We start from the raw sequence: 13,655 nt of genomic DNA, 5'->3' as shown, positions 1-13,655 counted from the left end.
TAAAAGTCGGGAGCAATATGGTTCCAAATTTGGGAATAGCAAGCCCAATAACTTTTAAGGGCCATTTTTGCAAGTAAAAAAACGGCCCTCAATGCATCATTAAACCAAAATTATATTATAATTTAACCAGCATCTTGCCCATATTGCTGCCGTCAAATAGTCCCAAAAACGCGTCAACGGCGCTTTCAATGCCATCATGCACGGTTTCACGGCCAACAACCTTGCCCGATTGTATTAACGCCGCCATATCGGCATTAAATTCGGGAAGTTGCCCCATGAAATCGGGGTATAAAAATCCCTTTATGCTAATCCGACAGGCGATAATGCGCGGCAAATATTGCATTGGCTGTGCCTTAAAATCATTATACACATCAATCATGCCGCAAATGGCAAAGCGTGCCCATTCACGTGCGGTGGCAAAGGCCGCGTCCAAATGTTCGCCGCCGACATTGTCAAAATATACATCAATGCCATTTTCACCAATTGATTTCAGCGCGTCGGTTAATTGAGGTAGAACAGGCCCTGCCTTATAATCAATAACCGCATCTGCACCCAATTCGCGCACCCAATCGCATTTTTCTTTACCGCCTGCTGAACCAATGACTTTCATGCCCTTGGCCTTAGCCACTTGCACGATGGTAGAGCCAACTGCACCGGCGGCAGCCGACACGAAAACGGTTTCACCTTCTTTTGCTTCGGCCACTTTTAACAAACCAAACCATGCCGTGCCGCCGGGCATTCCCAATATGGACAGCCAATGTTGGTCTGGCACGCCCAATTCGGGCAATTTTACAGGCGGCATCCCCGCAGGAGGAGTTAACCCGCCGCCAAAGACACATGCTTCACGCCAACCACCCATATGCAGCACCTTTGCGCCCACGGGATAATCGGCATTATTGGATTGTTCAACCACGCCAACTGCGCCGCCTGTCATTGCCTCACCCAATGCATAGGGTTCAGCATAGCTTTTGGCATCATTCATTCGTCCGCGCATATAGGGATCAACCGATAACCACAGATTTTTGACCAAAAACTGCCCTTCGCCTAATGTGACGGGGCTTGCCTCGGCCAGCTCAAAATTATCATGGGTGGGCAGGCCATTGGGGCGGCTTTTCATTTGCCAATTTCTGTTCATTATGTTCCTCCTAATTATTTAATTGCTTAGTTATATTATGATATCATGTCCTTGGAACATATTTTCAATATTGGCCGCTAAAAAATACTCTAATATAAATTTTGCGCCGTTTAATTATTTTTCGTCCATTTTCTTTATATGATTATAAACAGGACGCCCACCAACCCATGTTTCCAGAACCTTTGTCTTTCGGATTTGCGATGGACTGGCCAATAGGGGATCGGTATCCACCAAAATAAAATCGGCGCGATGACCGGGGGTCAGGCTGCCCAATTTTTTCTCAGCAAAGGCGGCATATGCCCCATCTATGGTAAATCCGGCCAATGCCTGTTCACGGGTCACGCGTTCAGCGGGCAGCCACCCACCAAATGGCTGGCCATCTGCATCTTCGCGCGAAATGGCGGCGGCCAATCCGGCAAAGGGATCAGCCGATTCCACCGGCACATCCGAACCCAGCGCCAATCGCCCACCGGCCTTTATAATGGATTGCCATGCATAGGCGCCGTTTAATCTTTCTTGGCCCAAACGAACCTCTGCCATTAAACGGTCGGATGTTTGATGCACGGGCTGCATCGATGAAATTATACCATGTTGTCCCAATTTTGGTAAATCGGCCGGATCAACAATTTGCACATGTTCAATGCGCCAACGTCTGTCCCCGCCATAGGTTTGGGACAAATCCTCTATCGCATCGATAACATCGGCATTTGCCGCATCACCAATGGCATGGACGGCGGGTTGAAACCCATCCATTGCCGCGCGGGCCATATAATTGCGCAGGTCGCTAAATGATAAAAATTGCAAACCCGTTTGCGTCGGCGCATCGGCATATGGTTTTTTCAGCCATGCGCCCCTGCTGCCCAATGCGCCATCAAGATATAATTTCACCCCGCCAAGGCGCAATTTATCATCATATAACCATGGGGTAGGGCCAGGTCCTGCAATTTTGACCATTTCCTCCGTGCCCGCAGCATAGCCAAAAATGCGAAACGACAGCCATCCCGCATCACCTGCGCGGCGATATGCCTGCCAATCATCAATGCTGGTCCCCATATCGGCAATGGATGTTATGCCCAATGATAATAATTTTTCCTGCGCCTTTGCCAAGGCAAGGTCGCGGTCACGGGGTAAGGGGACGGGGACATGTTTTTGAACCAATTCGCTGGCGGCATCAATAAAAATGCCAATGGGCTTTCCATCAATTTTTTCAATCCGTCCGCCATTGGGAGAAACGCTCTTTTCATCTATTTTGGCAATTTGCATTGCCATGCTGTTCGCCCATCCGGCATGGCCATCCACCCGTTCCAACCATACTGGCATGTCGGCAACGGCGCTGTCCAATTCCTTTGCCGTGGGAAATCGGCCAAGACCCCATTTTTCCTGATTCCATCCGCGCCCGATTATCCATTTGCGGTCTGGATTATCGGCGGCATATTTTTTAATTGCGGCCAAAGCCTCCTCCAATGAATTTGTGCCCGACAAATCCAATGTTAACAGCTGAAAGCCAAGCCCCATGACATGGCCATGCGCATCAATCATGCCCGGCAGCATAATCTGCCCCTTGCCATCATGATTATAATCCAGCTGCTTTGGTGCTTTATCCTTGCTGGTCAATAATTGTGACACATTGCCATTGGCGTCGATTAACATGGCTTCGAACCGGATGACCTTGCCCTCTTCATCCAATGTAATGCCATTGACATTGGAAATTAAACCATCGGCATAGGCCGCGTTGGAGGATAGGCCGCATAATAAAGCGGTCAAAAGGGGTAATATTTTACGTTTCATTTCTTTAATATCCTTCGCACCAACGCGCTGGTATCTTGGCGATTGCCGCCCATTGCCTGAACCTCTGCATAAAATTGATCGACCATCGCGGCCAAGGGGATGGTCGCGCCATTGGCCCGCGCCTCATCAAGGGCAAGGCCCAAATCCTTTCGCATCCAATCCACCGCAAAACCGAAATCAAATTCATCCCTTGCCATGCTTTTCCAGCGATTATCCATTTGCCAGCTTTGCGCCGCGCCGCCCGAAATTGCGTCAAAAACCTTATCTAAATCCAAATCGCTTTTTTGGGCGAATCTTAATCCTTCAGAAAGGCCCTGCAAAGTGCCAGCGATACAAATTTGGTTCACCATTTTGGCGGTCTGCCCGGCGCCTGCCTTGCCCACATGGACAATCCGGCTGGCATAGGCGTTCATAATGGGGGTGGCAAGGTTCAGCGCATCCACATTGCCGCCGCACATAATGGATAATTTTCCGGCCTCCGCGCCTGCTTGCCCGCCCGATACAGGGGCATCAATGCAAAATATGTCCTTTGACTTTGCCTCCACCGCTAATTGACGGGCAAGCCGCGCCGAAATGGTGCTATGGTCAATATATACCGCCTGCTTTTGCATAGAGGAAAATGCGCCCTCATTGCCCAAAATAACATTGGTTACATCATCATCATTGCCAACGCAGCTGATAACAAAATCTGCGCCTTTTGCCGCCTCTGCGGGGCTTTGCGCCACTTTGCCGCCATGTTGCGCCGCCCAATGCTCTGCCTTGGACAAGGTGCGATTATAAACGGTCAATTGATGACCCGCTGCGGTTAAATGCCGCGCCATCGGGCCGCCCATGACGCCTAAGCCGATAAATGCTATTTGTTTCATATGTCCATATCCTAAACGTTGTTTGCATTAACTTCCAGATGGGTTAGAGGCATTTTGTTGCTTTTTTTAAGACAAGCCATTTTTAAATAAGAATCCGTAAAGGAAAGAACCAAGATAATGTCCGATAAATTGACCCTGCAAGATGTGCAAAACGCCCATGAACGTATAAAGGGGGCAATTGTGCGTACCCCAACATTGCATAGTAAGACATTATCCGACATTACCGGCGCAAATATTTATTTAAAATTTGAAAATCTTCAATTTACGGCGGCATATAAGGAACGCGGCGCGTTAAATGCGCTTACCCTATTAAATGATGAACAACGCGCAAAGGGCGTTATTGCCGCATCGGCGGGCAATCATGCACAGGGGCTTTCCTATCATGGGACGCGTTTGGGGATGCCCGTTACTATCGTCATGCCGCTTTCCACCCCCACGGTAAAGGTGATGCAGACAGAGGCTGTGGGCGGTAAAGTTGTTTTATTTGGTGAGAAATTTGACGATGCCTATTTACATGCGCGCCAATTGGAAAAGGAAATGGGCCTGACCTTTGTTCACCCATTTGATGAACCAAATGTTGCGGCCGGACAGGGCACAGTGGCGATTGAGATGTTGGAAGATGTGCCCAGCATTGATACATTGGTTGTGCCTATTGGCGGTGGCGGCTTGCTTTCGGGGATGGGAACAGCCGCGCGCGGGATTAAGGCAGATATTGAATTGGTCGGGGTGCAGGCGGAATTATATCCCTCCATGTATGGTTTGTTAAACGGGCTTGATCTGCCATGTGAAGGGGACACTTTGGCCGAAGGCATTGCAGTGAAACAGCCCGGTGCCTTTACCTCGCAAATCATTGCCGAATTGACCAAGGAAATTTTATTGGTCAGCGAGCCACAATTGGAAAGCGCGGTCAGCCTGTTATTACAAATTGAAAAAACCGTGGTGGAGGGGGCAGGTGCGGCCGGCCTTGCCGCCGTTATGGCCAACCCAGAGCGATTTGCAGGCAAAAATATCGGCATTGTTCTATGCGGAGGAAATATTGACACCCGATTATTGGCCAATGTATTGCTGCGTGATTTGGCGCGTTCAGGCCGTTTGGCGCGGCTGCGTATAACATTACAGGACCGCCCAGGCGCATTGTTTAAGGTGATGCGTTTATTTAATGAGCATAATGTCAACATCATTGAAATTTACCATCAGCGCATTTTTACCACCTTACCCGCAAAGGGGTTGATAACCGATATTGAATGTGAGGCCCGCGATGGCAAGCAATTACAGGCACTTATCGATGGGTTAAAGGATGCGGAATATATTGTGGAGCGGGTTGAGTTAAATTAAGCGCATATATATGGTAAATATGCTTTTAATTGACGATAAATTTCGGCATTGTTCATCTGTTATTTTTATAAATTACAGCTGACAGGATTTTATTGTTTTTATGACCGCTCCGGTAAAATTTCCGCGTTTTTTCCTGACCAGTCCGGCGGCATGTCCTTATTTGCCGGATCGCACGGAACGCAAAATGTTCACCGATTTATCGGGCGATCATGCCAATGAATTAAATGATGCATTGGGGCGGATTGGATTTCGGCGCAGTCAAAATGTTGCCTATCGGCCAAGCTGCGAAGGGTGCAAGGCGTGTATTTCCGTTCGCGTTTTGGCGAATGAATTTCGGCCAAATGCTACGCAGCGTAAAATTATGCGCCGCAATGATGATGTGGTGGCAACCGCGTGCAAACCATGGTCAACATCCGAACAATATAATTTAATGCGGCTATATTTGGAACAACGCCACCCCGATGGCGGCATGAATGATATGGATGATGTCGATTTTGCTGATATGATTGAACAAACCACGGTGACCAGCTATGTCATTGAATATCGCCTGCCCAGTCATGATGCGGATGGCAATGCTTTACCGCACGGCGGCGAATTAATCGGGGCCTGCTTGACCGATCAACAGGGTGATGGCCTGTCAATGATATATAGTTTTTATAATCCATTATTAACCGATCGCAGCAGCTTGGGCAGCTATATTATTTTGGACCATATTGACCGCGCGGCAAAGGCGGGGCTTGATTATGTATATCTTGGTTATTGGGTCAAAGGTTCGCCAAGGATGCAATATAAAACCAGATATAAGCCGATGGAAATGCTTGGCCCTGATGGATGGTATCGCGCCGAATAATTTGGCGGTTTTGATAATCTGGACATATTTAAAAAACAGAACCCGCATTTAGGGATTATATGCATGGCAGGCATGTATATGCGAGGCATGTATATGACCTGCTTCCCATAATTTATAAATAATGCACATCAACGAAAAAGGGCCCGCTTAAAATAAACGAGCCCTGAAATTTCACCATAATATTAAAATATTTACCGCCTTAACAGCTGCATTTCGGCTTTGGCTTTGGTGTATATTTTCTTTTCGGCGCGACATAGCGTTTCTTTGGCGCGGCGCGGACCGTTTCATAAACATATTCCTCGGTCACGGTGGTGGTGGTGCTTTGCCCGCCATCAATGATGATGGTGGTTGTGCCGCCATTTTGTTGCGGCGGGTAATAAACGCCAGGATAATAATATCCATTGGCCACATATCCGCCGACAATTTGCCCTTGGCTCCATCCATAGCCCGCAGGCGTCTGACCCGTTTGTGCAGGATAGGCTGATTGCTGCGGATATTGGGGTTGCGGCGCAGGATAATATTGCGGTGCTGGTTGATATTGCGGCTGAGGTGCGGGGCGATATTGCTCGCATTTTTGGCTGGCCTTATCAATGGCCGAACCTGCAATCGCGCCCAAACCACCACCAATTAAGGTGCCGCCTAATCTTTTGCCCTTACCCGCAATGCGGTTGCCGGCCACGCCGCCAATGACGCCGCCAATCACCGCACCGCCAATGCCATTATCACGCTTGCACCGTTCATAACCATCAAAGCTGCGGTCATAATTTACGGGGGCGGGACGTGCATTATTTTGATATGGTGCGCCATATTGGCCCTGATATTGGCCCTGTTGCTGCCCGCTATACCCATATTGTGGGGGCGATGATTGGCCTGTTCCCGCCTGATAATATGGATCGCCGACCATTGTTCCAGAATATGTGCCCTCATAAACTTGGCCGTCTTCATTGGTATATGTGCCGTCCCATTGGCCGCGATATACCTGATTTTCTGGATCAACATAACGCCCGGTCCAGCTTCCTTCATAGACACCGGCCTCGGTCGATGAACCAGCAGGCACTTGGCCATATACGCGCGGATCGGCGGCAATATTGGGATTATATTGTGGTTGATAAACAGGGGCATTATCCTGATATCCTGCGCCATAGCCATTTTGATAGCCATCTTCATAACCATCATCATATTTGTCCCATGCAATATTGGAACGATAATCATAAACGCGGCCCTGATTATCGGCCAAAACGGCGTCATCATAATAACGTGACCAATAATAACCATTTGTCGGTTGGGTCAGGCCATAGCGGCTGTAATTAACAATATAAAAGCTGGGATTTACCCAATAGCGCGGCATGATAAAACCATAGGTAGGGCGCGAATATGCATTCCAACCGCCCGGCGCATTATATCCTGCAAACCAACGGCCATTTACTTTCTTGCCCCAATCATGTCTCATTTTGGGGGCGTTTATATGGGGCTGGCCCATATTGCCCATTTTCTTACCCTTTGCGCCATAAGCCGTATCAAATTTCATCGCCATTTTTGATGAAGGCGCGGCTATTTCAGCGGCATTTGACGGCATAGCAATCGCGATAGCAGCGGTGCCAATTGCAAGGAATAATTTCATCATAAAGCTCCCAAAAGAGTTAATTTCCACCTTATTAAGGCAGAGTCGTTCTAAATTTGGGAAATATTAACATTTTTTTAACTATATAACCACGCTGACATGGTTAATATTTTGTAAAATAATATTTTGTCTCAAAATGGCGCAATTATGGAATATGGTTTAATATCTGAATATATAGCCATTTTTATAATCGGTCTGAAATATGGGTGATAAGTTTTTCCATCGCATCGGCAATTTCGGCATTAAATCGTGATGGCAGCGGGCTATCCAAATCCAACACGCCTACAATTTTGCCATTTTTGATGATGGGGACGACCAGTTCCGACCTGCTGTCTGCATCACATGCAATATGCCCGTCAAAGGCATGAACATCGTCCACAATTTGGGTTTGCATGTCGCGCGCAGCCTTGCCGCAGACGCCCTTGTGCAGGGGAATGCGAATACAGGCGGCCTTGCCCTGAAATGGCCCAAGGACAAGCTCATCCCCCACCATACGGTAAAATCCAGCCCAATTTAGATCAGGCAGCATTTGCCAGATAATTGCGCTGATATTCGCCATATTGGCAATGGAATCATCCTCTCCCATCGTAATCGCATCACATGTTTGGTGCAGCTCGCTCAACAGCTTGGAAAGGGGTAAATTTTTGGTGTCGGTTATATTAAACATAATATGTGAATAGTCATTCCATTCTAACTTTACCACGGTTTTTCTTTATCGTGGCACGACTTTTTTTGCCATCAACCCTTTTTGCCTTGGCAGCCCGGCTGGGCTTTGTGGCCACACGGCGCACGGGGCGGATATGGGCCTCTGCAATAATTTGTTGTGCACGCATCCGTGCATCATCGCGATTGGCCTGTTGCGATCGATATTTTCGCGCAGTGATTATCAATTCGCCCTGATCGGTTATTTTGCTGCCCGCCATAATGCGCAGGCGGCGATACACATCGGGCGCAAGGCGCAGCGCAAATATATTCACGCGAAGCTGACATGCGGTGGCAACTTTATTAACATTTTGCCCGCCCGGACCAGTGGAGGCAAGGAAGCTTTCTTGAATATATTTTTCGGGAATAACAAAGGTCATAATGCGGTCTATATCATAATCAACATATGATTGACCACGCAAATTGGCGGTAATGATGTTTATATATTGGACGGTGATAATTTAACTTTGGCACAATTGCTGTTTTATCGCCAATCGCAATTTGGGTAAAATTTCATCCTCAAACCACGGATTTTGCCGCATCCAATTTGTGCTGCGCCATGATGGATGGGGCAGGGCGATGACTTTGTTATTATCGCCATTATTATTACCGCCCTTATTGATATTAACGCCCTTATCGTCTTCAAAATTATTGATGCCAAAATTTCGCACCCGCTGTGTCATCGATAATTTTTTATCCTGCGGCATATAATATATCTGGGCATAACTGCCGACCAGCAGGATTAATTTATCCGCCGGTAAATGGCGCATTATTTGGTCATGCCATGCCGGTGCGCATTCCCTGCGCGGCGGTAAATCGCCGCCTTTTCCTTTGCCGGGATAGCAAAAACCCATGGGGATAAGCGCAATTTTATCCTCATCATAAAAAATATGCTTATCCACATTCATCCATTGGCGTATCCTGTCCCCGCTATTATCATCCCATGCGATGCCGCTTTCATGAACGCGGCTGCCCGGGGCTTGGCCAATAATCAATATTTTGGATTTTGCGCTAAATTGCACAATGGGGCGCGGCCCAGCCGACAATGCTTCCTTGCAAATATCACATTGTTTAATGTCATTTTTCAAATTTTCGATTTTATTTGGGGCCATGATTAAGATGATAGTTAATATTTTATCGCAAGATAGGGGGCAAATTTGATAAATTTTATAATAAAATTGCGCCATATCATGTCAATTCATGTAAAATAATATGGCCCCAAAATATTATTTTATTAACCATATTATGCGCAAATATGGCGTTAAGCCCCCAAAATGAATCATTAAATCAAAAAATATATCCGCCGCGACTCGCCGATTTTTATGGGTTAACCAGAAATTAACCTTTTCACTTCATATATTTTATGGTTAATTAAATCCAAATTTCGAAATGTGCAGATAAAACGCATTTTTGATTTTTGGGGGATGTAAATTTTTTTGGGAAAAGGGGCTGCCAAATGCGCGTGCTGCTAATTGAAGACGAACCGACGACCGCAAAAGCAATTGAAATGATGCTGTCGACCGAAGGGTTTAATGTTTACAATACAGATTTGGGCGAAGAAGGCCTCGATTTAGGTAAATTATATGATTATGACATCATCTTACTTGACCTTAATTTGCCCGATATGCACGGATATGACGTCCTGAAAAAATTACGTGTTGCCAAGGTACAAACGCCTGTTTTAATCCTTTCGGGGATAAGTGAGATGGACAGCAAGGTCCGATCTTTTGGTTTTGGCGCTGATGATTATGTGACCAAACCTTTCCACCGCGAAGAATTGGTCGCCCGCATCCACGCGGTTGTTCGTCGTTCCAAGGGGCATTCTCAATCGGTTATCCGCACGGGCAAATTATCGGTTAATTTGGACGCCAAAACGGTTGAGGTTGACGGCGCACGCGTTCACTTGACCGGCAAAGAATATGCGATGTTGGAATTGCTTTCTTTGCGTAAGGGGACAACATTGACCAAGGAAATGTTCCTAAACCATCTTTATGGCGGAATGGACGAACCAGAATTGAAAATTATTGACGTGTTTATTTGTAAATTACGCAAAAAATTGGTGCTGGCATGTGGCGGCGAAAATTATATCGAAACCGTATGGGGGCGCGGATATGTTCTGCGCGACATGGCCACCGACGAAGAAGTTGATATGCAGGTTGCTTAAATAATTAACACCGCAGCAATATTAAGACGGCTCTGTTGTTACAGGGCCGTCTTTTTTTGCATCAGCCTATATTATTAAAAAGTTATTTATTATTTCTGGGCGGTAATCCGGCAAATGTGGCGATGCTTTCCTCCCCATTTGGGCCAAGGGCGGCCACCGCAAAAAAATGATCATCGACAATCATGCCGGTCAATTTAATGCTGGTCGCGTCGGCGGGGGCAATTTCCGATCCCTGCCATTCGGGGCTGTCCGATCGGCGGTAATAAATTTTATAACCATGTGCATTTTCGACCGCGCTCCATTTTACATCGGTGTCGGACGATACCGCGCCGGATAAAATGGCGGATGTGGGCGCGGGCGGCGCATTGGCCAAATCCTGTGCCAAGGCAATGTTCAAATCGGTCACCTTGGCCAGATAGTCAAAATCCATTTTATCCACCGTGTCGCCATATTCTATACCATTTTCGGTGCGTAAATCCTGATGTTGATGATGATAATTTTCCACACCCACGGTAAATCTTATCGCAGGATAGCCAAGCTCCAGCGCGGGTAAATGATCGCCGCCACGGCTGAAACGGTCGGGTCGCCGCACGCCAAATACCTCCAGCCCAATATCATCTTTTTTTGCACCAACATGCTGCGCCGCGCGCATCAACGCACGCGATGGGCCATCATCTTCCCCCCCGCTATTCCTTCGCGCCATTTGCTGTTCCAAATCCTCCGATGCGCGAATCCCCTCGCTAAATACCCGAACGCGATTATCCACCACGCGCCCATCCGTGCCCAAAGTGCCGCCGACAATATCATTGTTCAACATGGCGGAAATGTTCCATCCGCGTTCCTTTGCGGTTTCGGCGATTAAACGCCCGCCAAATAAACCCTGTTCCTCCCCCGACAACAGGGCATAGATGATGGTGGCGCGATATTTATGCTGGCTCATTATCCGCGCTGCCTCCATGACCAGCGCCGTGCCCGACCCATCATCATTTGCGCCCGGCGCGTCGCTGTCCGCGTCCATCACATCGCTGACCCTGCTGTCAATATGGCCTGATATAATGATGACATGGTCCCACCCGTCGCTGCCCATTTGGATGCCAAGGACATTGACGATATTCACCCCATTGGGCACGCGGTTGCCGCTCATCACGCGCTCCACATTGTCCACCGTCATGCATCCCCCGCAATTGGCGGCAATTTTGGCAAATTCACCCGCGCCCCAACGCCGCGCCGCGCCAATGCCGCGCGTGGGATGATCCGCACTGGATAGGGTATGGCGCGTGCCAAAACTGACCAATTTTTCAACCTTTGCCTTTAATAAATCGGGGCAGGCCTTTTCTGTATCGTTAACAGCATTTTTTTGTGCTGCGCCGTGACTTTGTTGCGCGGCTTCACGGGCCAATAATGGCGCAGGTGAAGCCAATGCCGCCGCACAAATTGATGCATATAATGATAAAGCAAAAGCAGATTTCATGACGGCGTCTCCAAAGGGAATATTATCGTGGCGTTTAATTGACCATGACGACCGCATGATTGCAAGGGGTAGCTTGTATATTATCATTTCCGCCCCATAAAAAAGGACGTCTGAATTGCTCCAGACGCCCCTTTATTTTTGCTAAGCTGCTAAAGCAATTAGCTGCTATAATACATGTCAAATTCAACTGGGCTTGGGGTGGTTTCCCAACGCGCCACATCTTCCCACAATAATTCGCTATAGGCGTCGATTTGGTCCTTGGTAAACACATCACCCACGCATAGGAATTCATGATCCGCTTGCAAGGCATCCAATGCTTCACGCAGGCTGCCGCATACGGTTGGCACTTGCTCCAACTCTGCAGGGGGCAAATCATATAGGTTTTTGTCCATGGCATCGCCAGGGTGGATTTTATTTTTAATCCCATCAAGGCCAGCCATCAACAATGCAGAATAGCAAAGATAGGGGTTGGCCATCGCATCAGGGAAACGGAATTCAACGCGTTTCGCCTTATCACCCGTACCATATGGAATACGGCAAGATGCTGAGCGGTTACGGCTTGAATAGGCAAGAAGCACAGGTGCTTCATAGCCAGGGACAAGACGTTTATAGCTGTTGGTTGTGGGATTGGTAAAGGCGTTCAGCGCCTTTGCGTGCTTAATCACGCCGCCAATGAAATATAGGCATGCCTCGGACAGGCCGGCATATTCATTGCCCGCAAATTTTGGCTTACCATCGGCCCAAATGGACATGTGGGTGTGCATGCCCGAACCATTATCTTCTTTAATGGGTTTTGGCATGAAAGTGGCGGTTTTGCCATATGCATGGGCCACTTGATGCACCACATATTTATAAACCTGCATCCGGTCGGCGGTTTCCACCAATGTGCCAAAGGTTAGGCCAAGCTCATGCTGGGCTGCGGCAACTTCATGGTGATGTTTGTCACAGGGAAGGCCCATTTCCAACATGGTGGCAACCATTTCGCCGCGAATGTCAACCGCGCTGTCCACGGGCGCAACGGGGAAATATCCGCCCTTTGCACGGGGACGATGGCCCATATTGCCGGTTTCATAAACACGGCCCGTATTGGTTGGCAATTCAATATCGTCAATTTTAAAGCCTGAACCATTATAGCCATCTTCGAAACGGACATCGTCAAACATGAAAAATTCGGCTTCTGGTCCAACATAAATTGTATCGCCAATGCCGGTTGTTTTCAAAAATGCCTCGGCGCGTTTCGCGGTGGAACGTGGGTCACGCGAATATAAATCACCGGTGGATGGTTCCAAAATATCGCACACCAAAATCATCATTGGGGTGGCGGAAAATGGATCCATATATACTGCATCCAAATCGGGTTTCAAAATCATGTCGGATTCGTTAATGGCTTTCCAACCTGCGATGGACGAACCGTCAAACATCAAACCATCTTCCAACGCATCTTCGTCAATGGCGCTGGCGCACATGGTCAAATGTTGCCATTTACCACGTGGATCGGTGAAGCGCACGTCCACCCAATCAATTTCTTCATCCTTAATCATTTTAAGGATATCTGCAGGCTTCTTGGTCATTATATTTCCTTCCGACTATTGGGGCGGCTTATGCCGTCCTCTTAATTTTCACATTAATGATAATATTTTTTACACTATGGTAATTTTGGTTTTTCGAATTTTATGCGTTTATTTGCGCGTCATAATGCAGCCTTTATATTCAAAGGCGCATT

At 47.7% G+C, this 13,655-nt stretch carries 11 protein-coding genes and 1 pseudogene; 3 read left to right on the top strand and 9 right to left on the bottom strand.

The window, feature by feature from the left end; genetic code table 11:
* Window positions 1–115 precede the first annotated feature (115 nt).
* The 3 genes and pseudogenes from LPB140_RS11020 to LPB140_RS11010 form a co-directional block, all read right to left on the bottom strand.
* On the bottom strand, window positions 116–1,135 hold the full coding sequence (locus tag LPB140_RS11020) for an NADP-dependent oxidoreductase (protein WP_072559868.1): 1,020 nt from the start codon (window positions 1,133–1,135) through the stop codon (window positions 116–118).
* A gap of 114 nt (window positions 1,136–1,249) precedes the next feature.
* Complete coding sequence (locus tag LPB140_RS11015) at window positions 1,250–2,923, bottom strand: amidohydrolase (RefSeq protein WP_072559867.1); 1,674 nt, start codon at window positions 2,921–2,923, stop codon at window positions 1,250–1,252.
* Window positions 2,920–3,795 (bottom strand): annotated as a pseudogene (locus tag LPB140_RS11010) (NAD(P)-dependent oxidoreductase); the annotation flags it as partial. The pseudogene LPB140_RS11010 and the gene LPB140_RS11015, both read right to left, overlap by 4 nt.
* Before the next feature lie 111 nt (window positions 3,796–3,906).
* Between LPB140_RS11010 and LPB140_RS11005 the strand changes: the two are divergent.
* Window positions 3,907–5,124 carry a threonine ammonia-lyase gene (locus LPB140_RS11005; RefSeq protein ID WP_072559865.1) on the top strand — a complete coding sequence of 406 codons (1,218 nt, stop codon included), beginning with the start codon at window positions 3,907–3,909 and terminating at the stop codon, window positions 5,122–5,124.
* Window positions 5,125–5,224: 100 nt separating this feature from the next.
* Window positions 5,225–5,974 carry an arginyltransferase gene (locus tag LPB140_RS11000; RefSeq protein WP_072559864.1) on the top strand — a complete coding sequence of 250 codons (750 nt, stop codon included), beginning with the start codon at window positions 5,225–5,227 and terminating at the stop codon, window positions 5,972–5,974.
* A gap of 199 nt (window positions 5,975–6,173) precedes the next feature.
* Here LPB140_RS11000 and LPB140_RS12530 read toward each other — a convergent pair whose 3' ends face one another.
* From LPB140_RS12530 to LPB140_RS10980, 4 genes are all read right to left on the bottom strand, one after another.
* Window positions 6,174–7,598, bottom strand: coding sequence for an RcnB family protein (locus LPB140_RS12530; RefSeq protein ID WP_232223402.1), 1,425 nt, complete (start codon window positions 7,596–7,598; stop codon window positions 6,174–6,176).
* A gap of 181 nt (window positions 7,599–7,779) precedes the next feature.
* A complete protein-coding gene (locus LPB140_RS10990) occupies window positions 7,780–8,262 on the bottom strand; it encodes a GAF domain-containing protein (RefSeq protein WP_072559862.1) in 483 nt (160 codons plus the stop codon).
* Between the two features lie 13 nt (window positions 8,263–8,275).
* Window positions 8,276–8,719 (bottom strand): alternative ribosome rescue aminoacyl-tRNA hydrolase ArfB, encoded by a 444-nt coding sequence (gene arfB, locus LPB140_RS10985; RefSeq protein ID WP_335682192.1) that lies wholly within the window; start codon window positions 8,717–8,719, stop codon window positions 8,276–8,278.
* Window positions 8,720–8,758: 39 nt separating this feature from the next.
* Window positions 8,759–9,409 (bottom strand): uracil-DNA glycosylase family protein, encoded by a 651-nt coding sequence (locus tag LPB140_RS10980; protein WP_072560913.1) that lies wholly within the window; start codon window positions 9,407–9,409, stop codon window positions 8,759–8,761.
* Between the two features lie 344 nt (window positions 9,410–9,753).
* Between LPB140_RS10980 and ctrA the strand changes: the two genes are divergently transcribed.
* On the top strand, window positions 9,754–10,461 hold the full coding sequence (gene ctrA / locus LPB140_RS10975; protein WP_072559861.1) for a response regulator transcription factor CtrA: 708 nt from the start codon (window positions 9,754–9,756) through the stop codon (window positions 10,459–10,461).
* 82 nt (window positions 10,462–10,543) lie between these two features.
* Here the strand turns inward: ctrA and LPB140_RS10970 are convergent, their stop codons facing one another.
* Both LPB140_RS10970 and glnA read right to left on the bottom strand, forming a co-directional pair.
* Window positions 10,544–11,932 (bottom strand): M28 family peptidase, encoded by a 1,389-nt coding sequence (locus LPB140_RS10970; RefSeq protein WP_072560911.1) that lies wholly within the window; start codon window positions 11,930–11,932, stop codon window positions 10,544–10,546.
* Between the two features lie 158 nt (window positions 11,933–12,090).
* Window positions 12,091–13,503, bottom strand: coding sequence for a type I glutamate--ammonia ligase (glnA, locus tag LPB140_RS10965; protein ID WP_072559860.1), 1,413 nt, complete (start codon window positions 13,501–13,503; stop codon window positions 12,091–12,093).
* Window positions 13,504–13,655 lie beyond the last annotated feature (152 nt).

Source organism: Sphingorhabdus lutea, assembly GCF_001889025.1.
In the GTDB taxonomy this organism is placed as follows: Bacteria; Pseudomonadota; Alphaproteobacteria; order Sphingomonadales; family Sphingomonadaceae; genus Sphingorhabdus_B; species Sphingorhabdus_B lutea.
This window is presented reverse-complemented; position numbering and strand designations above follow the sequence as displayed.